The 25,572-nt window shown below is 67.5% G+C and carries 23 protein-coding genes and 1 tRNA gene; 17 read left to right on the top strand and 7 right to left on the bottom strand.

Annotation, left to right across the window (positions count from 1 at the left end):
- Positions 1-2: 2 nt before the first annotated feature.
- Positions 3-785, bottom strand: coding sequence for an enoyl-CoA hydratase-related protein (locus tag NTY77_04930; GenBank protein MCX5794818.1), 783 nt, complete (start codon positions 783-785; stop codon positions 3-5).
- A 74-nt stretch (positions 786-859) separates the two neighbouring features.
- Between NTY77_04930 and meaB the strand changes: the two genes are divergently transcribed.
- The 8 genes from meaB to NTY77_04890 all read left to right on the top strand — a co-directional run bounded on the left by meaB (position 860) and on the right by NTY77_04890 (position 7,974).
- Positions 860-1,816 (top strand): methylmalonyl Co-A mutase-associated GTPase MeaB, encoded by a 957-nt coding sequence (gene meaB / locus NTY77_04925; GenBank protein MCX5794817.1) that lies wholly within the window; start codon positions 860-862, stop codon positions 1,814-1,816.
- The gene (locus NTY77_04920; protein ID MCX5794816.1) at positions 1,813-3,378 is read left to right on the top strand and encodes an acyl-CoA carboxylase subunit beta; all 1,566 of its coding nucleotides are present in this window, start codon (positions 1,813-1,815) and stop codon (positions 3,376-3,378) included. The genes meaB and NTY77_04920 overlap by 4 nt, the downstream gene beginning before the upstream one ends.
- A complete protein-coding gene (locus tag NTY77_04915) occupies positions 3,375-5,027 on the top strand; it encodes a methylmalonyl-CoA mutase family protein (protein ID MCX5794815.1) in 1,653 nt (550 codons plus the stop codon). The genes NTY77_04920 and NTY77_04915 overlap by 4 nt, the downstream gene beginning before the upstream one ends.
- Positions 5,024-5,437, top strand: a complete 414-nt coding sequence (locus NTY77_04910; GenBank protein MCX5794814.1) for a cobalamin B12-binding domain-containing protein — start codon at positions 5,024-5,026, stop codon at positions 5,435-5,437. The genes NTY77_04915 and NTY77_04910 overlap by 4 nt, the downstream gene beginning before the upstream one ends.
- A complete protein-coding gene (gene mce, locus NTY77_04905) occupies positions 5,434-5,856 on the top strand; it encodes a methylmalonyl-CoA epimerase (protein ID MCX5794813.1) in 423 nt (140 codons plus the stop codon). The genes NTY77_04910 and mce overlap by 4 nt, the downstream gene beginning before the upstream one ends.
- Positions 5,853-6,767 carry a hydroxymethylglutaryl-CoA lyase gene (locus NTY77_04900; GenBank protein MCX5794812.1) on the top strand — a complete coding sequence of 305 codons (915 nt, stop codon included), beginning with the start codon at positions 5,853-5,855 and terminating at the stop codon, positions 6,765-6,767. Before mce ends, NTY77_04900 begins: the two co-directional genes overlap by 4 nt.
- A 9-nt stretch (positions 6,768-6,776) precedes the next feature.
- Positions 6,777-6,848, top strand: a tRNA-Arg gene (locus NTY77_04895).
- A gap of 22 nt (positions 6,849-6,870) precedes the next feature.
- Positions 6,871-7,974, top strand: coding sequence for an SUMF1/EgtB/PvdO family nonheme iron enzyme (locus NTY77_04890; protein ID MCX5794811.1), 1,104 nt, complete (start codon positions 6,871-6,873; stop codon positions 7,972-7,974).
- Between the two features lie 16 nt (positions 7,975-7,990).
- On the opposite strand, the gene NTY77_04885 is transcribed toward NTY77_04890, so the two are convergent.
- From NTY77_04885 to NTY77_04870, 4 genes are all read right to left on the bottom strand, one after another.
- The gene (locus NTY77_04885; protein MCX5794810.1) at positions 7,991-10,351 is read right to left on the bottom strand and encodes a GAF domain-containing protein; all 2,361 of its coding nucleotides are present in this window, start codon (positions 10,349-10,351) and stop codon (positions 7,991-7,993) included.
- Between the two features lie 60 nt (positions 10,352-10,411).
- Entirely contained in the window at positions 10,412-10,777 is a 366-nt protein-coding gene (locus tag NTY77_04880) for a hypothetical protein (GenBank protein ID MCX5794809.1), read from the bottom strand.
- Positions 10,778-10,857: 80 nt separating this feature from the next.
- Positions 10,858-14,550, bottom strand: coding sequence for an autotransporter domain-containing protein (locus NTY77_04875; GenBank protein MCX5794808.1), 3,693 nt, complete (start codon positions 14,548-14,550; stop codon positions 10,858-10,860).
- Positions 14,551-14,600: 50 nt separating this feature from the next.
- Positions 14,601-15,788 (bottom strand): EAL domain-containing protein, encoded by a 1,188-nt coding sequence (locus NTY77_04870; GenBank protein ID MCX5794807.1) that lies wholly within the window; start codon positions 15,786-15,788, stop codon positions 14,601-14,603.
- A gap of 78 nt (positions 15,789-15,866) precedes the next feature.
- Here NTY77_04870 and NTY77_04865 point away from each other — a divergent pair, with 78 nt between their 5' ends.
- The 9 genes from NTY77_04865 to NTY77_04825 all read left to right on the top strand — a co-directional run bounded on the left by NTY77_04865 (position 15,867) and on the right by NTY77_04825 (position 22,104).
- Positions 15,867-16,475 (top strand): NAAT family transporter, encoded by a 609-nt coding sequence (locus NTY77_04865; GenBank protein ID MCX5794806.1) that lies wholly within the window; start codon positions 15,867-15,869, stop codon positions 16,473-16,475.
- Positions 16,472-17,962: a hypothetical protein gene (locus tag NTY77_04860; GenBank protein MCX5794805.1), complete on the top strand. Its 1,491-nt coding sequence runs from the start codon at positions 16,472-16,474 to the stop codon at positions 17,960-17,962. Before NTY77_04865 ends, NTY77_04860 begins: the two co-directional genes overlap by 4 nt.
- 111 nt (positions 17,963-18,073) lie before the next feature.
- Complete coding sequence (locus tag NTY77_04855) at positions 18,074-18,988, top strand: hypothetical protein (protein MCX5794804.1); 915 nt, start codon at positions 18,074-18,076, stop codon at positions 18,986-18,988.
- A gap of 165 nt (positions 18,989-19,153) precedes the next feature.
- On the top strand, positions 19,154-19,423 hold the full coding sequence (locus tag NTY77_04850) for a type II toxin-antitoxin system Phd/YefM family antitoxin (GenBank protein MCX5794803.1): 270 nt from the start codon (positions 19,154-19,156) through the stop codon (positions 19,421-19,423).
- On the top strand, positions 19,420-19,734 hold the full coding sequence (locus tag NTY77_04845) for a type II toxin-antitoxin system RelE/ParE family toxin (protein MCX5794802.1): 315 nt from the start codon (positions 19,420-19,422) through the stop codon (positions 19,732-19,734). Before NTY77_04850 ends, NTY77_04845 begins: the two co-directional genes overlap by 4 nt.
- Before the next feature lie 126 nt (positions 19,735-19,860).
- The gene (locus NTY77_04840) at positions 19,861-20,106 is read left to right on the top strand and encodes a type II toxin-antitoxin system HicA family toxin (protein MCX5794801.1); all 246 of its coding nucleotides are present in this window, start codon (positions 19,861-19,863) and stop codon (positions 20,104-20,106) included.
- Positions 20,107-20,159: 53 nt separating this feature from the next.
- Entirely contained in the window at positions 20,160-20,495 is a 336-nt protein-coding gene (locus tag NTY77_04835; protein ID MCX5794800.1) for a toxin-antitoxin system HicB family antitoxin, read from the top strand.
- Positions 20,496-21,295: 800 nt separating this feature from the next.
- Entirely contained in the window at positions 21,296-21,574 is a 279-nt protein-coding gene (locus NTY77_04830; protein MCX5794799.1) for a hypothetical protein, read from the top strand.
- Between the two features lie 14 nt (positions 21,575-21,588).
- Complete coding sequence (locus NTY77_04825) at positions 21,589-22,104, top strand: cysteine hydrolase family protein (protein ID MCX5794798.1); 516 nt, start codon at positions 21,589-21,591, stop codon at positions 22,102-22,104.
- A 27-nt stretch (positions 22,105-22,131) separates the two neighbouring features.
- On the opposite strand, the gene NTY77_04820 is transcribed toward NTY77_04825, so the two are convergent.
- On the bottom strand, positions 22,132-22,818 hold the full coding sequence (locus NTY77_04820; protein ID MCX5794797.1) for a hypothetical protein: 687 nt from the start codon (positions 22,816-22,818) through the stop codon (positions 22,132-22,134).
- A gap of 10 nt (positions 22,819-22,828) precedes the next feature.
- The gene (alaS, locus tag NTY77_04815) at positions 22,829-25,465 is read right to left on the bottom strand and encodes an alanine--tRNA ligase (GenBank protein ID MCX5794796.1); all 2,637 of its coding nucleotides are present in this window, start codon (positions 25,463-25,465) and stop codon (positions 22,829-22,831) included.
- Between the last annotated feature and the right edge of the window lie 107 nt (positions 25,466-25,572).

The following is a 25,572-nucleotide window of genomic DNA, read 5'->3' as shown; positions in this document are numbered from 1 at the left end:
GATCAGTCCCAGCGGATCTCCTTTTTCTGCAGGAAGGCGGCGATGCCGCGCCGAGCCTCCTCGCCCGTCTTGACGTCCGCCAAGACTTCGGCGGTGTAGCGCATGGCCTCGTCGAGGGGCATCCCCGGCACCCTGCGGAAGAGCTCCTTGCAGACCCCCTGCGCCCGGGGGCCCGCATCGAGGAAGGAGGAGGCCATGTCCCGGACTTCCTGGACGAGCTTGCCGGATTCGACGACGTAGTCCACCAGCCCTACGGATCGGCCTTCCTGGGCGTTGAATCGTTTGCCGCTGATGAAGAGCTCCTTGAGGCGGCTGGGCCGAGCCGCGCGCAGGAGGAGGTAGGGCGAGATGCAGGCCGGCACCACGCCGATCTTGACCTCGCTCAAGCCGAAGACCGCGTCCTGGGCCGCGAACACGATGTCCGCCACGCCGAGGAAGCCCACGCCGCCGCCCAAAGTCGTGCCCTGGGCCCCGGCCAGCACGGGTTTGTCGAGATCGTAGATCGCGCGGAACATGCGCGCGATGTCCATGGTCTCGGCCAGGTGCTTCTCGCGCGGCAAGTCCACCCCGCCGCCGAGCCACTTCAAGTCCACGCCCGCGCAGAAGGACTTGCCCTCGCCCACGATGACGACGGCGCGCACCGATGCGTCGGAGGCCAGGGCCGCGAAAACCTCGCGCACCTCGCGCACCATGGCCGCGTTGAAGGCGTTGCGCACTTCGGGCCTGTTGAGCCGCACCTCGGCGACCTTGCCCCTCTTCTCAAGTTTTATGGTCTCGTATTCCATGCCGTTGTGCGCCTCTGGGTGGAATGATACCATATGCTTGTGCAGATGGAATCTGCGCATAATCTGACCAATAAATGACGCGAAAAATCACGGGCGCGGTCTGGGCGCGGCGCGTGCTGCGGGGCGAGGTCCGGGCCGCGGCCGGACTTATGCGGGACCTGGACGACGGCGTCCCGGCCGCGCAGGCGGTCTTGCGCAAGCTCTACGCGGCGGCGGGCCGGGCCCACGTGGTGGGCCTCACCGGGCCCGCGGGCTGCGGGAAGTCCACTTTGGCCGACGCTTTGGTCGCCTCGGCGCGCGGCCAAGGCCTCAGCGTCGGCGTGGTGGCCGTGGACCCCACCAGCCACATCAGCGGCGGGGCCGTGCTGGGCGACCGCGTGCGCATGCAGCGTCATGCCCGCGACGAGAAGGTCTTCATCCGCTCTTTGGCCAGCCGCGGCAGCCTGGGCGGCCTGTCGCGCTCGGTCTTCGCTACCGTGACGGTCATGGACGCCATGGGCAAGGACCTCATCCTCGTCGAGACCGCGGGCGTGGGGCAGGACGGGGTCAAGGTGGCCGGCGCGGCGCATACCGTCCTGGTGGTGCTGGCCCCCGGCATGGGCGACGAGATCCAGGCCATCAAGGCGGGAGTGCTGGAGATCGGCGACATCTATGTGGTCAATAAATGCGATCGGCCGGGCTGCGAGGCTCTGCTGCGGGGCCTGCGCTGGGCGCTGGAAGGCAAGGCGTGCGAAGTGGTCAAGACTTGCGCGCTCTCCGGCGCCGGGATCGGCCGGCTCTTCGGGTGCGTCGGCGCGCACCGCTGCGCGCTGCGGGCCGGCGGGGGGTGGGCGGAGCGCTCGCGCGGCATGGCCCGGGCGGCTTTCCTGGAGCGGCTGGAGACCGGCTGCAAAGAGCTGCTCTCGGAAAGGCTGAAGAGCGAAGGAACTCTGCGCAAGCTCCTGGAGGACCTGGCCAGCCGGCGCACGGACCCGGACTCCGCGGCGCGGCGGGTCCTGCGGGACATGGCCAGGACAGGGGGGCGAAGATGAAGTCCATCCGCGAGGAGCTGGAGCGCCGTCGCAAGCAGGCCCTGCTGGGCGGCGGCCAGGAGCGCATCGACAAGCAGCACCAGGAGGGCAAGCTCACCGCCCGCGAGCGCATCGACCTGCTCTTCGACGAGGGGACTTTCGTGGAGCTCGACCGCTTCGTCACCCACCGCTGCGCGGACTTCGGCATGGAGAAGAAGAAGTTCTACGGCGACGGGGTGGTCACCGGCTACGGCAAGGTCGCGGGCCGCACCGCCTTCGTGTTCTCCCAGGACTTCACGGTCCTGGGAGGGTCCTTGGGCATGGCCTTCGCCAACAAGATCTGCAAGGTCATGGACCTGGCCTTGAAGACCGGCGCGCCCCTCATCGGCATCAACGACTCGGGCGGGGCCCGCATCCAGGAGGGCGTGGAGAGCCTGGCCGGCTACGCCCAGATCTTCCTGCGCAACGCTCTGGCCTCCGGCGTCATCCCGCAGCTCTCCGCCGTCATGGGCCCCTGCGCGGGCGGCGCGGTCTACTCGCCGGCCATGACCGACTTCATCCTCATGACCGAGGGCACGAGCTGCATGCACATCACCGGCCCCCAGGTCATCAAGGCCGTGCTGCAGGAGGAGGCCACCCCCGAAGGCGAGCCCATCACATCCCAGCTCCTGGGCGGGGCCAAGGTCCACATGGAGAAGTCCGGCGTGGCCCACTTCGCCGGGGGCTCGGACGAGGACACGCTCCGCATCATCCGGGAGCTCCTGCAGTTCCTGCCCCAGAACAACCGCGAGCAGCCTCCGGCCGCCCCCTGCCAGGATCCGGCGGGCCGCATGGACGAGTCGCTCAAGACCGCGGTCCCGGAGGACCCGCGCCTGCCCTACGACATCCGCAAGGTCATCCTGCCCTGCGTCGACGAGGGCCGCTTCCTGGAGGTGCAGAAGGACTTCGCCCGCAACATCGTGGTGGGCTTGGCCCGCTTCGCCGGCCGGCCGGCCGGGGTCGTGGCCAACCAGCCCGCCTGGCTCTCCGGGGCCCTGGACCCGGACGCCTCGGACAAGGCCGCGCGCTTCGTGCGCTTCTGCGACTGCTTCAACATCCCGCTGGTCACTTTCGTGGACGTGCCGGGCTTCTTCCCGGGCCTCGACATGGAGAGCCGGGGCATCATCCGGCACGGCGCCAAGCTCCTCTACGCGTACTGCGAGGCCACGGTGCCCAAGGTGACGGTCATCACGCGCAAGGGCTACGGCGGGGCCTACGACGTGATGTCGAGCAAGCACATCCGGGGCGACATCAACTACTGCTACCCGACCACCGAGATCGCGGTCATGGGGGCGGCCGGCGCGGTCAACATCATCTTCCGCGACGAGATCCGCAAGGCCAAGGACCCCAAGGCCGCCGAGCGCAAGCTGGTGGCCGAGTATCAGGAGAAGTTCTGCAGCCCCTACAAGGCCGCGGAGCTGGGCTATGTCGACGAGATCATCGAGCCCGAGGAGACCCGCCCCAAGGTCATCGCGGCCCTGGACCTGCTGCGCACCAAGAAGGACTCCAACCCCTGGCGCAAGCACGGCAACATCCCCTTATGAGAGATATCCGCCGAGGCCTGCGGGGATGGGAGAAGGGGCCGCTCAAGAAGTCCCTGGCCAGGCTGCCTGAGCGCCGCAAGAGCTTCGCCACCAGCTCCGGCATCGAGCTCAAGCGCCTCTATACCCCATTGGACCAGGCCGGACTCGACTACGCCCGCGACCTCGGCTTGCCGGGCGAGCCGCCCTTCACCCGCGGGGTGCAGCCCACCATGTACCGGAGCCGCTTCTGGACCATGCGCCAGTACGCGGGCTTCGCCACGGCCGAGGAGACCAACCGGCGCTACCGCTACCTGCTCAAGCACGGACAGACGGGCCTGAGCGTGGCCTTCGACCTGCCCACGCAGATCGGCTACGACTCCGACCACCCCCTGGCCCTGGGAGAGGTGGGCAAGGTCGGCGTGGCGGTCCCGACTCTTGCCGATGCCAAGGCCCTGTTCTCGGGCATCCCTCTCGACCAAGTCTCCACCTCCATGACCATCAACGCCACGGCCGCGGTCCTGCTGGCCATGTACGTGGCCGTGGCCGAGGGGCAAGGCGTGGCGCCCGAGGCCCTGCAGGGCACCATCCAGAACGACGTGCTCAAGGAGTACGTGGCCCGCGGCACCTACATCTATCCGCCCCGGGAGTCCATGCGCCTGGTGACTGACCTCTTCTCCTTCTGCCGCAGGCGCCTGCCCCGCTTCAACCCCATCAGCATCAGCGGCTATCACATCCGCGAGGCCGGGGCCACCGCGGTCCAGGAGGTGGCCTTCACCTTGGCCAACGGGATCGCCTATGTGGACGCGGCGCTGGCCGCGGGCCTCGACGTGGACGGCTTCGCCTCCCGGCTCTCCTTCTTCTTCAACGCGCACAACCACCTCATCGAGGAGGTGGCCAAGTTCCGGGCCGCGCGCCGGCTCTGGGCCCGGATCATGGCCGAGCGCTTCAAGGCCAAGCGGCCGGAGTCGCGCATGCTGCGCTTCCACGCCCAGACCGCGGGGAGCATGCTCACCGCGCAGCAGCCGGACAACAACGTGGTCCGGGTGGCCTACCAGGCGCTGGCCGCGGTGCTGGGGGGCGCGCAGTCTCTGCACACCAACTCGCGCGACGAAGCCCTGGCCCTGCCCACCGAGGAGTCGGTCCGCCTGGCCCTGCGCACCCAGCAGATCCTCGCCTACGAGACGGGCGTGGCCGACAGCATCGACCCCCTGGCCGGCTCCTACGCCGTCGAGGCTCTGACCGACGAGATCGAGGCCAAGGCCAAGGACTACCTGCGCAGGATCGACGCCATGGGCGGGGCGGTCAAGGCCATCGAGGCCGGCTACATGCAGTCCGAGATCGCGGAGAGCGCCTACCGGCATCAGAAGGAAGTGGAGAGCCGCGAACGCGTGGTGGTCGGGGTCAACCAGTTCCAGGTCCCGGAGCCGGGGCCGCGGCAGGTCCTGCGCATCAAGAGGTCCGTGGAGACTCTGCAGCGCCGCAGGCTCAAGGCCTTCCGCGCGGCCCGGCCGCAGCGCCGGGCCCGGACGGCTCTGGACGGGCTCAAGCGGGGTGCGCAGGGACAGTCGAACCTGGTGCCCCTGATCCTGGCCGCGGTCAAGGCCGGCGCCACGCTGGGGGAGGTCTCCGACGCCCTGCGGGACGTGTTCGGGGAGCACAAGGAGAGATGAGGACCATGCAGCGCAAGATACGCGTCTTGATAGCCAAACCGGGCCTCGACGGGCACGACCGGGGCGCCAAGGTGGTCGCGCGCGCTTTGCGCGACGCGGGCATGGAGGTCATCTACACCGGCATCCGCCAGACCCCCGAGGCCATAGCCAGCGCCGCGGTCCAGGAAGGGGTGGATTTCGTGGGGCTCTCATCCCTCTCCGGCGCGCACAACCACCTTTTCCCGCGGGTGGTGCTCCTGCTGCGCAAGCTGGGGGCCCGGGAGGTGCAGGTCTTCGGCGGGGGGGTCATCCCCGCAGCCGACATCCCCAAGCTCAAGAAGGCGGGGGTCCGGGAGATCTTCCCGCCGGGGACCTCCACCCAGGACATCGTCGAGTGGCTGCTCCGCGCGGCCAAGCGGGCCCGGCCATGAAGAGACTGGATCACATCGCGATCGCGGTGCGCGACCTGGAGGAGTCCTCCCGGTTCTATGGGGAAGTCCTGGGCCTGACCCGCGCCGGGGAGGAGACGGTGGCGGAGCAGAAGGTCAAAGTGGGCTTCTTCACCACGGCTTCGGCTCGGATCGAGCTCCTCCAGCCCACGTCGGATGATTCCCCGGTGTCCAGGTTCCTGGAGACCCGCGGCCCGGGCCTGCACCATGTCTGTCTCGAGGTCTCGGACCTGGACGCGGAGATGGAGCGCCTGCGCCGTGCCGGCGTGGCCTTCACGGCCGAGCGGCCCAGGCCCGGCAGCTCCGGCAGCCGCATCGCCTTCATCCACCCCAAGTCCGCCGACGGCGTGCTCATCGAGCTCTGCGAGCGGCCCGGCAAGTTTGATAAGATGGCTCCGTGATCGACGTCACCACCCTGCCGGCGCCGCGCCTGGCCGAGGTGGGCCCGCGCGACGGCCTGCAGCACGAGGCCGGCGTGGTCCCCACCGACGTGAAGGTGGCCTTCGTCGACGCCCTTTCCGAGAGCGGGGTGCGCGAGATATCGGCCGGGGCCTTCGGCGCGAAGCCTCCCGGGCCGCAGTTGGCCGACTCCGCCGAGGTCTTCGAGAACATGAAGCGCAAGGAAGGGGTGCATTACCTGGCCTTGGTGACCGACGAGAGGGGGCTGGACCTGGCTCTGGAGGCGGAGGCGGACAAGATCGAGGTCTTCTGCGCCGCCTCGGAGACCTTCTCCCAGAAGGTCACGGGCGCTCCCATCGCGCAGACCTTGGAAAGGCTGCGCCCGGTCGTGGCCCGGGCCCGGGCCGCGAAGCTGCCGGTGCGCGCGGGCGTGGGCACCGCGTTCCACTGCCCCTACGAAGGGCCGGTCCACCCGGATTCCGTGGCCGCGATGGTGGAGCGGCTGCGCGTGATGGGGGTGGGGGAGTTATCGCTGGCCGACACCGTGGGCCGCGCCTCTCCCCAGGACGTGCGCGCCTTGCTGGAGATCCTGCTCCGGCGCCTGAGCGTGAGCCCCGAGCAGATCTTCCTCCACTTCCACGACACCTACGGGATGGCGCTGGCCGACGCCTTGACCGCCTGGACCGAGTACCGGATATCGGGCTTCGACGCTTCCTGCGGCGGGGTGGGAGGCTGTCCTTACGCGCCGGGCGTGGGGGGCAACGTGGCCACGGAGGACCTGGCTTTCGCGTTCTTGGCCAGCGGCGCGCCGATCCGGGTGGATTTCCAGAAACTGAGAGCCGCGGGCCAGATCCTGGTCCCGCATCTGGGGCATCCTTTACCTTCGCATCTAAGTAAACTAGAATTCAAGTAGCCTCCTTTCGCGCCCGTAGTGAAATGGATATCACGACAGCCTCCGAAGCTGTAAGTGCAGGTTCGATTCCTGCCGGGCGCATATCTCCTCCGCGACATCTGCCTTGAGCGATCCTGCCCGTCTCTGCGGCAACTGCGGCCTCCAGGTCGACGCCGAAGCCAAAGTCTGCGGCCGCTGCGGGCAGCCGCTGGGCCTGCGCTGGGTCCTGCGGGGCCTGCGCCGGGGCCTCCTCATCGGCCTGATCATCCCGGGCTGCCTCGCCGGCTTCGTCGGGCTGCGCGTGTTCCTGGAGAAGGGCCTCTCCGTCAATCAGACCGTCGACGAGCTGGAGGCCGCGGTGACCGGGGCCGAGCGGGCCTGCGCCGCGAGAGGCTGCCCCCCGGAGATCATCCAGGCCAAGGCGCTCTACGAGAAGGCCCGCAAGCAGACGGTGGCCGGGAAATTCCAGGAGGCCGCCAAGAGCATCAAGTCCGCCCGGGAGCTCCTCGCGCGCGGCGGGCAGCGCTCCACAGCCGCCGCCAAGCCCGTCAGCGCTTCGACCGCCGCCGTCTCCGACATGGTCGAGATCCCCGCCGGTGAGTTCATGATGGGCTCCTTCGATGTCGGTTCCGATCATCATCCTCTCCATCCCGTCTCCCTGCGCGCTTACTCCATCGGCGCCCGGGAGGTCACGGTGGAGGAGTACCGGCGCTACTGCCGCGAGGTCCAGCTGGCCTTCCCCGACCAGCCCGCCGGCAGCACTTCCCGGCATCCGGCGGCCCTGGTCACCTGGCCGGAGGCCAAGGCCTTTTGCGAGCATCTGGGCAGGCGCCTGCCCACGGAGGCCGAGTGGGAGAAGGCCGCCCGCTGCGGCCTGGCGGGCAAGATCCTCGTGGGCACGGACCGGGAAGGGCTGGGCCGGCTGGCCTGGCATGGCGGCAACTCGGGCGGGAAGACCCATGCCGTGGGGACCAAGGCTCCGAGCCCCTGCTCCCTTTACGATCTCTTCGGCAACACGGCGGAGTGGGTGTCCGACTGGTATGCCCCGGATTACTACAAGACCAGCCCGGCGCAGGACCCGGCCGGCCCCGAACAGGGCGACGACAAGGTCATCCGCGGAGGCGCCTTCAACAGCCCGGTCGAGTCCCTGAGCGCGAGCGGGCGCGACAAGGCCGCACCGGAGAGCGGCCGGGCGGACATCGGCTTCCGCTGCGCGAAGGGCTCCTGAGCCGGCGGGAGCCCTCCTATTTGGTCTTCATCACGTACACGCCGTCCCAGCCGGCTTCGGGCGGCTCGGCGCTGTAGTGCTGGCAGCGCTCGAGATAGAGCCTGGAGGGCCCGTCCTTGGGACGGGCGCGCAGCGCCTCCGTGAAGGCCGCGATCGCCTCCTGCCAGCGGCTCTGCCGGTAATGGGCCAGGCCCTCCTGGAATGCCGCGAGCGCGCGCTCCATCTCCGGGAAAGTCTCGGGCGTGTGGTGGTCGAGGGCCTCGTAGATGGCCACCGGGAGGTTCTTGCCCTTGACCCGGATGAGGTCCAGCTCGCGCACTTTGTGAGCGCCCTTCAGGTGTGAGACGGTCTCCGCGCTGAGCAGGATCTTGACCCCGTAGTGCTTGGTCGCGCCTTCCAGGCGCGAGGCGAGGTTGACGGTGTCGCCGATGACGGTGTAGTCCATGCGCTTGAGCGAGCCGATGTTGCCGCTGACCAGCTCGCCGGTCGCGATGCCCACGCCGATGGCGAGCTCGATGTCCCGGGACGCGGTCCGGGAGGCGTTGAAGCGGCGCAGGGCGCGCATCATGTCGTTGGCCGCGGCCACCGCGTTGTCCGCGTCCTGCGGGGTCTGGAAGGGCGCGCCGAAGACGGCCATGATGGCGTCGCCGATGTACTTGTCCAGGATGCCCTTGTGCCCGAAGATGACCTCGATCATCTCGGTGAAGTACTCGTTGAGCATCCCGACCGTGCGGCGCGCGCCCAAGGTCTCCGAGATGGTGGTGAAGCTGCGGATGTCCGAGAACAGCACCGAGGCCACCTGGGAGGTGCCGCCCAGGGCCTCCTGGCCGCCCGCCAGGAGCCGGTCGGCGACCTCCTTGGTCATGTAGCGGGCCATCGTGCTCTTGACCCGCTTCTCGGCCGAGATGTCCTCGATGACCAGCATGGAGCCCAGCGACTCGCCTTCGATGCCGACCAAAGGCACGAAGGTGGTGTTGGCCGAGACGGTCTCCGCGCCGGCCGCGATCTCGGCGTCCATGGCCAGCTCGACCTGGCCGCCCGCGGCGACCTTCTCCAGGGCCTCCAGCAGCCAGCGGTTCTTGGGGTCGGCGAACAGCTCGGCGAAGGGGCGGCGCAGGACGTCCTCGCGCTTCCAGCGCAGGATGCGCAGGGCCGCGTCGTTGGCCTTGACCACGCCGCGCTCGGCGTCCAGGGTGATCACGCCGTTGGAGAGCGACTTCAGGATCGACTCGTTGTAGTTGCGCTCGTTGGAGACATCGGCGAAGAGCTGGGCGTTCTCGAGCGCGATGGCGGCCTGCGCCGCGAAGGCCTTCAGGCGGCGCTCGTCCAAGGGTGCGAAGGGCCCCTGCTTCTTGTTCAAGACCTGGATCACGCCCAGCTTGCGCCCGGCCTTGTTGACCACGGGCATGGTGAGGATGGTCCGGGTGCGGTAGCCGGTCTTCTTGTCGATCGCCTGGTTGAAGCGCGGGTCGGCGTAGGCGTCGGGGATGTTGATGGCCTCGCCGGCGGAGAAGCTGGCGCCCGCGATGCCCGCGGCGGCCGGGAAGCGGATCTCCTTGGCGGCCAGGCCCTCGGCCACGCGCGACCAGAGCTCGTCGCTCTTGGCGTCATGGACGAAGAGCGTGCTGCGGTCGGCCTCCAGCATCTCGGTGGTCACCTGGATGATCTTGGCCAGCAGCGTGTCGAGCTTGAGCTCGGAGGCGATGGCGCTGGTGACCTCCAGGAGCTTGGCCTCCTCCTGGCGCGCTTTCTCGACCCTCTCGTAGAGCTGGGCGTTCTCCAGGGCCGAGGCCGCTTTGGCGGTCAGGGCCTCGAGCAGGGCCAGGTCGTCCTCGTCGAAGCCGGCGTCGCGCTTGTTGAGCACCTGGGTGACGCCGATGATCTTGTCCTTGTTCTTGAGCGGCGCGCAAAGGATGTTGCGCGTGCGGTAGCCGGTCTTGCGGTCGACCGCCTGGTTGAAGCGCGGGTCGGCGTAGGCGTCGGGGATCAGGACGGCCTCGCCCGAGGTGAACACCGCGCCGGCGATGCCCAGCGCGCCTGGGAAGCGGATCTCTCCGACCGCGTCGCCCTGGGCGACGCGGGAGTACAGCTCACGGGTGTCGGCGTCGTAGAGGAACAAAGTGCTGCGGTCGGCGCGCAGGGCCTCGGTGATGATGGCCATCAGCCGAGGCAGCATCACGTCCAGCGACAGCGTGTCCGAGACCTTGTTGTAGACCTCGACCAGCGCCGAGATGCGGTCGAGCAGCGTGCCCATCTTGGCGACGAGCTCCTGGCGGCTGGCCGCGGAGAGCTCGGCCAGGATGCGCTCCATATCCGCATGCTGGAGGCGCCGTTGGAAGACCGTCTTGACGATGTCGAGGGACTTTATCCCGGCCATCTGGCGATTATACCACTTGGCGGCGCCAGCGCAGGGCCGCCCACCCGGGCCCAGGCCGGTCTAAAGGATGTCGAGCTTGAAGCAGAGCCGCCAGCCGCCCACGGACAAGGGCGAGACCCGGCCCATGAACATCCCGGCCAGGCGCGTGAAGAGGATGAGCCGGCTCGGGGCGGGGGGTTGCGCCTTCCCCAGGAAGGAACGCGGCGGCAGCGGGACGCCGCCTTCTTCCCCGGCGCCTGCGAAGGGGCTCAATTCCCGGATGTCTTCCACGGGAGCCATCACGTAATTGCGCAGGGCGCGCGGCCAGAGGAAGGCCTCGGAGGCTTGGGGCTCGCTCAGGGTGTCCTGGGCGGCGGACGGGCGGGGCAGAAGGGCCAGCAGGCCCAGCAAGAAGAACACCACCCACAGCTGTCGTCCGGGCTGCATCTCGGCGTACCTTGCTGGGATTGTGGCAGGCGCCTGTTACGCCCGTATGTCGCAGCGCAGGCGGCGGGGGCGCTGCGCCCTTAGAACTTGTAGCGCAGCGTGGCGTCGTAGTTGTTGTCCTGGAAGTGGGACCGGAAATCGCCGGCATAGGCGAACTTGGCCGTGAGTCCCCGGCCCCAGTCCAGCGAGAAGCCCGTGCCGAACAGCGTCCCGTCGCGCGCGAAGCGGCCCGTGGCCACGGAGAAGACGCTGCCCACGCCCGAGGCCAGCTGCGCCTCGATCGGGTGGCTCTGGTCCTCGAACTCGTGCCGCCAGCCCAGGCTCAGGTAGGGGAGCACCGTGCAGGAGTCCCACTGGAGCCGGTCCGAGTAGCGTAGCCCCAGGCTGGACTGCAGCGACTGGGCCGTCTGCGGCGCCACGCTGAGGTCCAGGGTGTCCGCCCCGCTCTCCTGGAAGGAGCCGATCATGAGGCGGTTGTAATCCAGTCCCGCGAACGGCGAGAAGGTGCCCAGGCCCCAGGCCTTGGCCTTGAGGTCGAAGCTCGCGCTGGCGGCCAGGTTGAACTCGGCGCCCTGCGGCGAGGCCGTGGCGACCCGCGAGATCTGCCCGAACTGGATGCCCCGGCGCGTGGAGAAGAAGTCGGACGCTCCGCCGAGGTAGAGGCTGGCGCGGGCGGTCTCGTTGTAGCTCGTGGCGTAGACGCCGTAGCGCGCGCTGTTGTTGTCCACCGTTCCAGAGCCGGGCGCGTAGACCGAGGCGTGGCCGTGGAGATAGCCGGCCGAGCCGCCGACGGCGAGGTTCCGGTTGAGGCGGTAGTCGCCGCCGGCCATGAGCCCGCCGGTGTTGAAGGCGTAGCCGGGCTGCAGGCCCGAGCTGCTGGTGGCCTCGCTGAGCCGGCCGGTCGACGCCACCCCGGAGGCGTAGAACCCCCAAGGGGAGTTCGATGCGGGGCCCTGGCGCGCCGCGCCCAGGTCGAGCGAGTTGAGGTCGTCGCCGGCGTAGGCCAGCAGCGGGCCGCCGGGGACGTCCATGCGGCCGCTCACCGTGTAGTTGGTGACGCCGTCGGGCGCGGTGCCGTCGGCCAGGGCGTTGAGGCGCTGGCCCAGGGCCGCGCCCTGGACTCCGGAGCCGGCCAGGCCCAGCGAGCCCATGGCGGCCAGCGAGATGGGGCCGATCTGGTCGAGAGCCGCGCGCAGCTGCGCGGCGTCGAGGGTGTAGAGCTCGCCGATCACCGTGGCCGCGTCGCCGGTGGGGTTGGTGCGCAGCGCCTCCAGGCTGTCGCCTATGGCGGTCTGGTTGGGGTTGACCGCGCTGTGGGAGAAGGGGACGAAGCTGACGGTCAGCTTCAGGTCGGCACCGGCGTACGTCGGGGTCATCAAGAACGCCGCGGGCGAGACGACCGTGGGCAGGGTGCCGGTGACAAACGCGGCCCTGACGGGGCGGAAGGTGGCGCCGTTGGCGACGAGCTGCGGGGCGAGCTTCACGACCAAGGTCCCGCCGGAGAGGTCGGAATTCCCGTTGACCGTCAGGAAGTTGGTCAGGCCGGAGGGCTGGGTCATGGAGAGGGTCCCGGCTCCGGCGTAGCTGGCCACGGCCTGGTTGAAGCCGGACATGTCGAAGGTCCCGCCGGAGTTCACCGTGAGTCCTCCGGCTGTGGAAACCGCGTTGTCGGCTCCGAGCCGAAGGGTGCCCCCGTTGACGTAGGTGCCGCCGGTGTATGTGTTGGCTCCGGATAGAATGATGGTCCCGCCCCCGAGAGTGTCGGTGATGGTCAAGCCCGGGCCGGCGCCGGGGCCGTCGGAGATGCTGCCCGAGAACGTGGAGACCTGGCCGTAGGCGTCGATGGTCCCGGCGCCGCCCATGTAGATGGTGTTGGTGAAGGTCAGCGGCGCGGTGGTCTGCAGGGTCCCGCCGGCCAAGACCAGCGCGCCGGTGCCCAGCGCCGAGCCGTTGTTGATGCTGAGGACCCCGGCGTTGCTGACCGAGGACCCGCCGGTGTAGGTGTTGACCCCGGTCAGGGCCAAGGTTCCGCTGCTGATCAGCAGCAGATTCCCCGTCCCGCCGATGACGCCCGAGATGGTCGTGGTGTTGCCCATCATGTCGAAGTTCGAGGCGGCGTTGAGCGTGACGCTGCTGGTGAAGGTGATCCCGAGGAGGGTCTGCAGGGTGGCGGCCCCGTTGAAGATCAGCTGGCCCGAGCCCAGCGCGGAGGCGCTGCTCACGTTGATGGTGCCGGCGCTAAGGACGGTCCCGCCGCTGTAGGAGTTCGCGTCTTCCAGAAACAGGGTGCCGCTGCCGAGCTTGGTCAGCGCGCCGCCGCCGCTGATCACGCCCGTGAAGGTCGAGTTCTTCACGCCGGTGTCGATGGTCCCGTTACCGGACAGCGAGACACTGCGCCCCGAGGCGAAGTCGGCCGAGAGCGCGAGCGTGCCGCCGTTGAAGGTGAGCGCGCCGGAGGGGTCTCCCAGGTTGCTGTCCGTGCCCACGCCCAAGGTCCCGCCGCTGATCGTGGTCCCGCCGGTGTAGGTGTTGACCCCGGATAACGTGGGGATCCCGGCGCCGGCCTTGGTCAGGCCGCCGGTCCCGCCGAAGACGCCCAAAAACACCGAGCTAAAGCCGTTGGTGTCGACCGTGCCTCCTCCTGCGTTGAGCGTGCCGGGGTTCCCCAAGACCACGCTTGCCGCGGTCTGCAGGGTCCCGCCGCTGAAGGCGAGTGCTGCCCCCGCGCTGCCCAGGGCGGCGGCGCTGTTGATATTGAGCGTGCCCGCGTTGATGAAGGTGCCTCCGCTGTAGGAGTTGATCCCGGTCAGGAAAAGGGTCCCGGCTCCGGCCTTGGTCAGGCTGCCCGTTCCCGCGATGCCGCCGGAGAGGGTCGAGTCGAAGCCGTTGCTGTCGAAGGTCCCGCCGCCCGCGTTGAGCGTGAGCACGCGCGCCGAAGTCAGGCCGGCCGCGGCCTGCAGGGTGCCGCCGTTGAAGTTTATGCCGCCGGCAGCGTTGCCCAAAGCGGCGTCGGCGTTGATGTTGAGCGTGCCCGCGTTGATCACGGTCCCGCCGCTGTAGGTGTTGGCTCCGGTCAGGAACAGGGTCCCGGCGCCGGCTTTGGTCAAAGAGTAGGCTGCGGTCTCGCTGATGACGCCCGAGAGGGCTGCGTTGCTGCCTGCGGTGTCGAAGACCCCGCCCGCGGACAGCTGGATGTTGTTGGCGGCGTTGACGGCTCCGAGCTGCAAGGTCCCGCCGTCGTAGAGGAGCGTCCCGGAGCCCAAGGCGGTGCTGTTCTTGAGCCCGAGGGTGCCCTTGATGAGCACGGTGTTGCCGCTGTAGTCATTGGCCCCGCTCAAGTCGAGCTCGCCCGTCCCGTCCTTGATCATGGAGCCGGTGCCGGTGATGCGGGTGTTGATGGTCCAGACCTGGGGTAGGCTGTTGTTGGTCAACGTCACCGTGCCGTTGATCTCGACGGATTTGCTGGATATGGTCACGGCCGAGGGGGCGTTGCTGACGTCGAGCGTCGTGTTGGTGTGGATGGCCGTGAGGTCGCTTTGGAGGAAGATCGTCCCGCCGCTGCCCGTGGTCCAAGAGACGGTGTTGGGGCCCGCGGAATAGGAGTCGATGACCGCCTGCCGGAGGCTGCCTGCGCCCGAATCGGCGGTGTTGGAGACGTTGAAGGTGACAGGGGGGATGGCCTGGGACCGCTGCGCCGGCAGAGCCAGCAGTCCTAGGATGGCGAGAGTCCTCATAAACTCGCGGGCGTACGTGGACGTTCGAAAGGGTTTCATCCCGGGCATTATAGCGTATTCAGCCGGTCAGGAGCACTGCGGCCCGTTTCCTAGAAGCTGCCCAGGTTGGAGAGCACTTCGCGGGCCGGCCGGGGCCGGCCGAAGAGATAGCCTTGCGCCAGCTCGAAGCCGCAGCCGCGCACGGCCTTGAGCTGCTCCGCGGTCTCCACGCCCTCGGCCAGGGGCGCCGCCTCGGCCCGATAGATGCGGCCCACCACGTCCTTGATGGCGCGAAACGGGGCGGCGCCGGCCTCGATGCGGCGGATGGCCGTGATGCAGAGCTTGACGATGTGGGGAGAGAGCGCCTCCACCATGCCCATGTTGAGGTAGCCGCAGCCCGCGTCGTCCAAGGCCACGCGCGCGCCGCGGCGGCGCAGGGGGTGGGCGGCGGCGTTGAGCCTGTGGGGCGAGCGGATGGGCAGATGCTCCGTGAGCTCGAAGACGCGCCGGCGCAGGTCGCGCGGACTGCGCACCAGGCGCCGCAGGGCGGGGGCGTGGAAGAGGTCCGGCCCCAGGTTGACCGAGAGCCAGTAGGGGGCGCGCAGGCTCGCGGCCTGCTTCCACGCCCCGGCCACGCAGGCAAGCTCCAGCTCTTGCTGCAGGCCATGGTAGGCCGCGGCCGCGAAGAGCTTGTCGGCCCGCTCCACCGGCCCTCCGGCCGGGCCGCGGACCAGAGCCTCGAAGCCCACGGGCTTGAGGTCGTGCAGGCTCACGATGGGCTGCAGGTGGAAATCCAGGAGGTCCCGGCGCATGATATCGCGCAAGCGCGCCAGCGAGACGCCCGGCTCAGCCGGGTCCGCGTCCATCCCGGAGACGAGGGCGGAGAGGCGCTCATGCAGGCGCTCAGGGGCGGTCTCCCCGGAGGGGTCGCAGAGCACGCCGAAGCGGAACCTCACGTGCATGGCCGAGGCGCGGCCGAGCTCCACGTCGAGCATCTCGCGCACCAGCTCCATGCCGGTCCCGGTCATGGCCGAGATCTGGTCCTCCACGTCGAAGCCCACGGCCCAGGTCCTCATGCGGAAGGGGGCCACCCAGACGCCGGGCAGAGGCGTGAAGGGCGCGCCGAGGGGCGCGTGGCGGCTGAGCACGCGCCGTGCGATGCGGCCGAAGCGCCTGCTGATGTCCCGGTGCACCACGGCGCTGATGCGGTGGCCGTGCATGTACTGCATCTCGGCGGGGTCGCAGAAGCGGAAGACCAGGGCGTAGGTGGGGCGGGGGCGGGAGGCCGTTCTCTTCATGGCCAGGAGCTTCTGGGTGGATAGTATAGCTTATCGGGGCGCGGACTATGTAGAATGTCGTCGTCAGAGGTTCCCTGGATGAAAGATAACATGAGCCTGCTGTCCTGCATCTCCATCCTTTTCCTGGTCATGGACCCTTTGGGCAACCTCCCGCTCATCGCGGGCCTGCTCAAGGGCATCCCGCAGGCGAGGGCGCGGCCCATCATGGTGCGCGAGCACCTCTTCGCTCTGGCCCTGCTGTTCTTCTTCCTGCTCTTCGGGCAGTTCTTCCTCAACCTGCTGGGCATCCAGGACCCGGCTTTGGGCATCTCCGGCGGCATCGTGCTCTTCCTGATCTCGGTGCGCATGATCTTCCCGGCCAGCGGTGAGGGGATGTTCGGGGAGATGCCCTCGGGGGAGCCCTTCTTCGTGCCCCTGGCGACTCCGCTCATCGTGGGGCCTTCGGCCATGACCACGGTGCTCATCCTGGCCTCCAAGAGCGATGTGGGCTTCTGGAAGCTGTCCGTGGCGATGGTCGTGGCCTGGGCCGGCTCGCTGGCCATCCTCTCCAACGCCGCGGCCATCTGCAGGCTCCTGGGCGAGCGGGGCGTGACCGCCATCCAGCGCCTCATGGGCATGATCCTGACCACCATCGCGGTGCAGATGCTGCTGACCGGCTTGGCGCAGTTCTTCGGCAAGCCGGGATGAAACCAGCCCGGCTCTGGCCGCAGGCGCTGGCCGTCTTCCTGTTCTGCTGCGCGGTCTGTGCCTGGTTCCAGTTCCAGACCCCGTACCTGCCCGAGCCGGACTGCTACTACCACATCAAGCTTTCAGCCCTGATGCGCCAGCACGGGCTTTTCCTGAAGGGCTTCCCCTGGGCGCACTTCAGCCTCTGGCGGGAGGGCTTCAGCGACGGCTCTTTGCTCTACCATCTTCTGCTCATCCCGTTCACCTTCGGCGGCTTGGCTTTGGGAGGCAAGATCGCGGGCGTGCTCTTCTCCGCGCTGGCGCTGACCAGCTTCTTCATGATCCTCACGCTCAACCGCGTCCCGAACCGGATCTATTGGTTCTGGCTGCTCCTGATGGGCGGGAGCTTCTTCTGGTGGCGCTTGCTGGACGTGCGTCCCCAGGTGCTCTCCATCACTCTGCTGCTGTGGAGCCTGCATTTCCTGCTCAACGACCGGAAGAAGCCTTTCGCCGCGCTCTGCTTCCTGTACCCGTTCGCCTACGTGGCGGCTTTCCTGCCCGTGGTCTTCGCGGCCCTGCGCGCCGCCTATCTGAAGGCCATGGAGCGGCGCAGCGAGCACCGCATCTTCCTGCTCGGGCTGGGGGCCTACGCGCTGGCCATGGTGCTGCACCCGTATTTCCCGAAGGACATCCGGTTCTTCTACGTGCAGAACCTGGTCAGCATGTTCTACTCGGTGACGCATCAGGTCGCGCTGTCGCAGGGCGGCGAGATCCGCCCGATGGACACGCTGCAGCTGCTCTCGGCGCACGGGCCGCTCATCCTGCATCTGCTGGCCGTTCTGTTCGCGTTCATGCACCTGCGTCCGCCGCTCTCGGAGCGCACGCGCGTTCTGTTCCCGATCACGGTGACCTTGGTCTTCCTGACATTGGTCTCCAAGCGCTTCATCGAGTACTCCCTGCCGGTGTCCACGCTGTTCTGCGCTTTCGCGTTCAGCGACGTGTTCCCGGGCGGCTCGCCGCGGTCCTTGCTGCCGCCGCAGCGCGGCGCGGCCCGGGCGCTGCTGGCGGTCTGGCTGGTGATGGTGGCGGCGGCCAGCGGCTCGTGGGTGCTGTCGGTGCGCGGCCAGATGTCCCGCGTCAAGCCGCCGCAGTTCGAGCGGCTGGCGCGCACGCTGGCGGCCCAGGCTCCCGCGGGGGAAGTGATCTACACCTGCGATTGGGACGAGCCGCCCGAGCTGCTGTACTTCAACGACCAGCACCGCTACTTCGTGATGCTGGACCCGGTGTTCATGTACTCCTGGGACCCGGCGCTCTGGAGGCTCTGGCACGGCGCGGCCAACGTGACCTTGCCGCCGGACGAGATCCACCGGGCGTTCCGGGAGCGGTTCCAGGCGCGCTTCGGGCTGTGCTCGCAAAGGTCGGGGGCCTTCCGTGAGCTGGTGGGACGCGACCGGCGCTACAAGATCCTGGACGAGGACGGCGAGGGCTTCGTCTTTAAGGTGCTCTGAGCGGGGAGAAGACGCTTCCTCTTGACAGGCTGGGGATGAGGGGGTATCCTCAGTTGATATCGCAGGACCCACTATACCCCGACGCCATGTTCGTGTAGGGAGGCTATCCCGATGAGAAGGCTGCTCACCCCTCTGGGCCTCATCCTGTTGGCGATCGCAGGCACGACCATCTGGCTGGGACGCCAGCAGTCCCGGCCGGTCCTGTCTGCGAGCGAGCGGCAGACCCTGCGCGACGCGCCGCGGGAGGTCAACGACTATGACCTCAAGGCTATCCTGAAGAGCGATGCGGCGGCTGTCCCGGAGGTCCGGGGCAAGGCTGTGGCCGGCGCGGCGGATGTGGCGGTCGGCGAATCGAGCGTGGGCCAGGTCCCCGGCGTGGGCGCGTCCGCGCCCGGGACCGATGTGGCCGGCTTCATCATCCAAACGCTGCGCAGCGCCGGGTACATCCTGGATCCGGTCACCGCGGACCTGAATCCGGCTCTCAAAGAGCAGGAGATCACGATCTGGACCTACGGCAGGAGCGGGCCGCCGCCGCTGGGCTTCTGGCATGTCTGGGTCTTCCCCAAGGAGATCCTCGCTTCACGCAATATGCCCATGCCGATGTCGCCGGATATCCCTCTTGGCGAGGCGCCCGATGAGCTCCGGGTCATCGCCGGCCACGTCGTCGCCATCACGCGATCCTATGAGACCCTGTTCTACGACCTGGAAAAGCCCACGAAGGTGGAGATCCGGGACGATAAGCCTCAGAACCATCCGTTCGCGCACGTTGGCAGAGTGGGCAAGGCCTCATTCTCCATCTACGACGCGGCGCTGCTCAGGTCCGCCATGGACTTCGGCAGGTTCCCGGGAAAAGCCGACCAGGGCATCGAGCGCAACTTGGCGCTGGTCATGAAGAACAGGGAGGCCGGGGAGAAGTATACGATCACGGGGGGTATGGATTCGGGGACCTTGATGATCCACTTCGGCGCCGACCGGCTCTCCGGCATGTTCTGGCCGAAGATCGACCAGGAACTCTCCCGCCAATAGCGCGGCCTCGCGCCGCTGGCCGTCAGATCGAGCCTCCAGGACCCTCCGTGGAACTTTTCCGGCCGCTCCTCATATGTGTAGTGTGGGCCGAAATTCCCAGGCCGTTGACAGACTGTGCATATGACTGTACACTATAGTGTTCAGTCGTATGTACAGGAGAATGCCATGACGACCTTGAGCGTGACCGAGGCCCGGGCGCAGCTGTTGTCTTTGGCCCGCGATCTGGGAGTGAAGCACGGCGAAGGGGTGGAAGTGACCCTGCGGGGCAAGCCGGTCCTGGCCATCCTGCCTTTCGAGCTCTACGAGGCCCTGATGGAGACCATGGAAGTGCTCTCGGACCCTGGGCAGGCGGAGCTCCTGCGCAAGAGTCTCAGGGAACTGCGCCAGGGCAAGGCCATCCCTTGGGAGAAGGCCAAGAAGGGGTTGGGCCTTTGACCTACCGGATCGCGATCACGCCGACGGCCCTGGATATGCTGAGGGGGGTGGCTGACGCGCGGGTGCGGGCTCTGATCGCCAAGCGCATAGACGGGCTGGCGCTGGAGCCGGAAAAGCAGGGCAAGGCTTTGGCCGGGGAGTTGGCGGGCCTGCGCAGTCTGAGGGCGGCGGGGCAGAGGTTCCGCGTCATCTACCGGGTGGACAAGGCCGTGGTGACGGTGACTGCGGTGGCCGTGGGGCTGCGGCGGGAGGGCGACCGCGGCGATGTGTACCGGCTGGCGCAGAAGCTGGTGAGGCTGGGGCTGGCCTAGACCGGGCCCGAGACGTCTCCTACCATAGACGGGCGCTTCGGTCGGAAGGAACTTTTTCGCCCGCATCTCGTATGTTTAGTGAGGGCTCTTGGCCCCCTTGACAAATGATATTGCGGGCGATATTATATGATGAAGCCTGAAGAGCTCCTGCGTCGGATCCGGACCGAGCGGCATAATGTCCGCTTCCGGGATTTTATCCGGCTGGCGGAGGCCCACGGCTTCGGATTCGACAGGCAGCACGGCAGCCACTGCGTCTACAAACATCCTTGCGGAGCGGTCCTCAATCTGCAAGAGCGAGACGGAGAGGCCAAGCCGTATCAGCTCCTGCAGTTCCTGGAGCTGGTGGATGCCTACGGCCTGCGGATGAGATGAGCGGGGGAGATATGTCGAAAGGGCCAAAGAAGGGACTTGAGACCGAAGGCTATATGCGCAAGGTCTTCCACAGCGAGGAAGACGGCTGCTGGGTGGCCGTCGCGCCGGAATTGATGGGCTGTTCCGCCTTGGGTGATACGGCCGCCGAGGCTCTGCGGGAGCTCGATGTGGCCATCCGGCTGCACCTGCAAGTGCGCAAAGACAGCGGTTTCGCGATCCCGAAGCCGCTTTCTCAGCAGGAGCTGGGTGGCAGGTTCCTCCTGCGCCTGCCGAAGGCCTTGCAGAGGAGCTTGAAGGAGGAGGCTGCCGAGGAAGGGGTCTCCGTCAATCAGTACGCCTTGTATTTGATCTCCACGGCGCGGGGGCAACTGCATCCGGTCAGGGCATGATGCGGGTCGGTGGTAAGGGACGGGCTCGATATGCGGACCGGGGCTGCAGTGAGAGCTTGTCATCGGAGCCGGATTCCCATTGCTTGGGGTAGGGGGGATAGGTAGAATTTGCGACAGGGGCTTGAGGAAGCTCTTGCTCTACCGACCAGCTCACTCAATAGTTAGGCGTATCATGACGAACAAGAGAGGAATCCTTGTATCGATTCGAAGACTTGCCTCTACCATCCTAGGGCTATACAGCCTTTTGTTTGGGCTCGTTATTATGGCGGCAACCATCTTATTCCGTTTCGCCAAAGCCGAGGGAGTATGGGCCGTCACTCTGCTTCCTGGACTACTATTGACCATAGGTGGGATTGGCTCAATGTTCAAACGAACCGCTTTCCTGTGGATTCAGCTTTTTGGAGCAAGCGTTGCCATTGTACTCGCTTGGCGCTTGCTGGGAGGAAGTCTCCTAGACTGCTTTCATGACCTGCTTGAAGCCTCTGCGATCCTCAGCGCGGCTTTAGCCGTATCGACGGGCGCATTGCTAGTCCTGATTGGCTTATCCGAGGGACAGTGAGCATGTACCAAGGAACGTCTAACCTCGGGTTCTGCCGGTGCGCTTTTAGGTCGAGGGAACTGGGTCATGGGCCTGCCGGCTCGGCGCGCAGCGCCGCGCACGGCAGGCCCATGCGTTGAAGTATCCAGAGGACGACATGGAACTGTCCATCTTAATCGCACGCATCATGGCCGTGATATATCTTTCGGCTGCCCTCGGAGGGTTCTTCAACAGAGATTTTTTTCCCCGGGTGTCGGAGGATATGTATAAGAACGCCGCTCTGACCTACCTGCTGGGCCTCCTGGCCCTTGTGATCGGATCCCTCATCGTGCATTACCATGACATCTGGGTGGGAGACTGGCCGGTCCTCATCACGGTCCTGGGCTGGATCGCCGTCGTGAAGGGCATTATGATCATAGCCTTCCCAAATGCCATGCAGCGCCTGACGCGAAGGCTCCTGGCTGGCGCGGCGCCGAGGATCGTCCCGTATTTCGCGCTGTCACTGGGACTCTTGTTCGGCTACTTGGGATTCGTGCGTTGAACCGGGAGAAAAAAATGAAGAAGGCCCTGCTGCTCATCGACGTGCAGAACGACTACTTCCCCGGAGGCAAGTTCCCGTTGTGGAACGCCGAGGCCGTGCTCGCCAACATCGAGCAAGCGATCAAGGCGGCCAAGGCCAAAGGCGTCGCCATCATCCACATCCAGCATGTCGCCGACTCGGCGATGGGGACCGCGCCATTCTTCAATCGGGGGACCGACGGCGCCAGGATCCATCCCCGCATCCTCGCCGCCGCTCCAGATGCCCCCATCGTGGTCAAGAAGTTCGCCGACGGCTTCGTCAAGACCGACCTCGAAGAGGTCCTCGTCCGGCTGGGGATCACCGAGCTGCTGGTGTGCGGGATGATGACCCAGAACTGCGTGACCCACACGGCCATCTCCAGGTCCGCGGAGAAGTACAGGGTCTGCATCCTGCCGGACTGCTGCACCACGGTCAATGAGCTGCTGCACAACATCGCCTTGCACGCCGTCTCCACGCGGCTGCCGCTGGTGCCCGCGAAAGACGCCGTATGAACCGAGCCCTGCGCTTCTGACGTCGCCTTAGCGCGGGACCGGGAAGCGGAAGGTCGCGAAGCGATGCTTCGCCGCGTGCGCCTTCTCGTCGGCGTAGAACTTCAGCTCCACCTGGCCCGCATCGCTCACAGCCACGCCCTGCGTCAGGATGGTCTTGACCGACTCCGCGGGAGCGAAGAAGTTGACCGCCTGGAAATCCGGTTTGGTCCAGGAGAAGCCCCGGATGCGGCGGTCCGCGGCCAGCTCCTGCGCGTAGAGGTCCTGGGCCCGGAACTTCCCGCCCGCATAGCCGATCACGATCGGATGCGTGCCGAAATAGTTCGCACCTGTCTCACCCCAGGTCGTCACCAAAGCCAAGCCCTTTCCGTCCAGGGGAACCACCCGGCACTGCTCCAACACCAGTTGGCGCGGGTAGCCCGCGGATTCCGGCGCCTTCGGAGCGAAGCGGTAGACCAAGGCGGCTCCCGAAGCGTCCACCTTGTAGACCGCCAGATAAGAGAGAGGCTGGGCCCGGCCCAGCAGGTCTTTGGCCTCGAAGCCGAAGACCAATATCCTGCCCTTATCGGGAAGCGCGGCGCTGGCCGCCAGGCTGATGTCGTAGTCCTTGAGGAGCTGGTCCGGGAACACGATGCGCTCAGCCCCCGGGGCCTGCGCGGAAGAGCCCATCGCGACTGCCAAAGCCGCCGCGGCCAGCAAACAGCTCATGCCTTCCATGCGCCCTCCCTCAGAGCAGCCCGGACAGGCTCTCCACCAGGGCGTCCCAGTCCGCCTCGGGAAGCCCGCCCTGCGCGAAATCCGCCCGCCCGCCCGCCGAGCCCCCGTGCGCGGCCGCGAACTTCTTGGCCAAAGACCCCGCGTCGAAGCCCTTGCCGGCCAGGTCGGGCGTGGCCGCCAGCACGAACGAGATCTTGCCCGCGTGCGGCGCGGCCAAGAACACCGCCCCCGAGCCCAGCTCCGATTTCAGCTTGTCCGATATGCCGCGCAAGGACTTGGGGTCGGCGCCCACGAGCTTCTGCACGCAGAGCTTGATGCCCTTGGCTTCGAGCACCTTGCGGCCCTCCGTGGAGCCGGAGAGCGTCTTGGCCTTAAGGCCCGTCAGAGTGTTCTCCAGGTGCTTCAAGTGGCCGCGCAAGGACGCCTCCTCGCGCATCGCGCAAGGCGCGGCCTCGCCGCCCAAGGCGCGCAGCGACTGGAGCAGGACGTCCTGCTTGGCCACCAGGCCAGCCAGCAGCGCCTTGTGCGCCTCCGCCTTCTTCACCACCCACTCGCTGGCCGCCGGCCCCGCCACCGCCTCGATGCGCCGGATGCCCGCGGCCACCGACGACTCCTTCACGATCTTGAAAGCCTCGATCTCCGAGGTGTTGGACACATGCGTGCCCCCGCAGAGCTCCAGGCTGAAGCGGTTGCGCGGCTCCAGCCAGCCCTTGGCGCCCACCAGCACGGCGCGCGCCCGGGTCCCGTAGTCCTCGCCCAACAGGGTGATGGCGCCGTGCTCTTTGGCCTCGGCCGGGGGCATCTCCTTCGTGTCCACGGGCAGGGCCTTGCGGACCTGCTCGTTGACGATGGCCTCGATGCGGTGGATCTCCTCGGCGGTCACGGCTTTGGGATGGGTGAAGTCGAAGCGCAGGCGTTTGTCGTCGACATAAGAGCCGGCTTGGCGCACGTGCGCGCCCAGCACCTCGCGCAAGGCCTCGTTCATGAGATGCGTGGCCGTATGGTGCGGCATGATGCGGCGGCGGCGCGCCGCGTCCACCTCGGCGAGCACCTCGCCGCCCGGCGCCAGCGGCGGCGCGCCCGCGGCCGCCTTGACCATGAGCACCGTGGTCTCCTCGTGCTTCTGAGTGTCGAGCACCTCGGCCAGCACGGCGCGGCCGTCCGCGGACAAGAGCTCTCCCGTGTCTCCGACCTGGCCGCCGCTCTCCGCGTAGAACGGGACCCGCTCCAGGACCACGATGCCTTCGCCGCCCTTGAAGCGCGCGTCGAGGATCCTGGTCTTCTCCGAGAGCCTTTCGTAGCCGGTGAAGACCGTCGCGTGGGCCGCCAGGCCTTGGGAGAGGACCTCTTTCTCCCCGGAGCCCTTCCACGAGGCGCGGGCCTTCTCGGCCGCCCGCTCCTTGGCCTGGGCAAAGCCGTCCTCGTCCACCTTGAGCCCGCGCTGCAGGCAGATCTCCTTGGTGAGCTCCAGCGGGAAGCCGAAGGTGTCGTAGAGCTTGAAGGCCTGTTCTCCGGGCAAGGTCCCGGAAGTCTCCGCCAGCAGGGCCTCGAGCTCGCGCTCGCCGGCGGCCAAAGTCTCGATGAAGCGGGTCTCTTCCATCTTGAGGCCGCTGACCACCTGGGCCTCGGCCGCGACGATCTCGGGGTAGGTGTCCCGGAAGATCTCCAGCACCGCGGGCACGAGCTTGTAGAGGAACGGCTCGGCGCAGCCCAGCAGCTGCCCGTAGCGCACCGCGCGGCGGATGAGCCTTCTCAGGACATAGCCGCGCTCGACATTCGAGGGGATCACGCCCTCGCTCATCAGCATGGCGGCGGCCCGGGCATGGTCCGAGATCACGCGGAAGGCCAGGGCCGTCTCAGGGGACCGGTCCGGCGCCGTGTTGAGGATGCCCGCGGCCTTATCCACGATGGGCGTGAACAGGTCCGTGTCGAAGGGCGAGAGCTTGCCCTGCGCCACGAAAGCCAGGCGCTCGAAGCCCATGCCCGTGTCGATGTTCTTGCGGGGCAGGGGCTTGAGGCTCCCGTCTCCCTGCCGGTCGAATTGCGTGAAGACCAGGTTCCAGACCTCGATGTAGCGGTCGCAGTCGCAGCCCGGCGCGCAGGAGGGGCTGGCGCAGGCGAACTGCGGGCCCCGGTCGAAGTAGATCTCGGAGCAGGGGCCGCAGGGCCCGGTCGGGCCCATGGCCCAGAAGTTGCTGTCCTCGCCCAGGCGGCCCACCGGGTTCTTCAGGGCCAGCTTGCCCCAGAGCGCGGCCGCCTCCTCGTCGTCCTTGAACACCGTGGGATGCAGAAGCTTCGGGTCTATGCTGAGGTCCTTGGTCAGGAACTCCCAGGCCCAGGGGATGGCCTCGGCCTTGAAGTAGTCGCCGAAGGAGAAATTGCCCAGCATCTCGAAGAAGGTCAGATGCCGCAAGGTCCGGCCCACCCGGTCGATGTCCGTGGTCCGGAAGCATTTCTGGCAGCTCGCGGCGCGGGACAGGTCCTTCTTGATGCCCAGGAAGTACGGCTTGAAAGGCACCATGCCCGCGGAGTTGAACATCAAGGTCGGGTCGCCCTGCGGGATGAGGGGAGTCGAGGGGCGCACCGTGTGGCCCCGGCTCTTGAAGAAATCAAGGTATTGCTGTCTCAATTGGTTGCTGTTGGTCATAGGGATGGTCGATTATACCAAAAGCCGTTCTGCGGGCGGGCGAGCGCCGTGCAGAACGGGATTGGCCGACGAGTTATCCACAAACTTGCCCCGGGGCAAGTCCAGGT

Source organism: Elusimicrobiota bacterium (assembly GCA_026388095.1).
Taxonomy (GTDB): Bacteria; Elusimicrobiota; Elusimicrobia; order UBA1565; family UBA9628; genus UBA9628.
The sequence above is the reverse complement of the archived record's forward strand: the minus strand, read 5'-3'. Positions and strand labels throughout refer to the sequence as shown.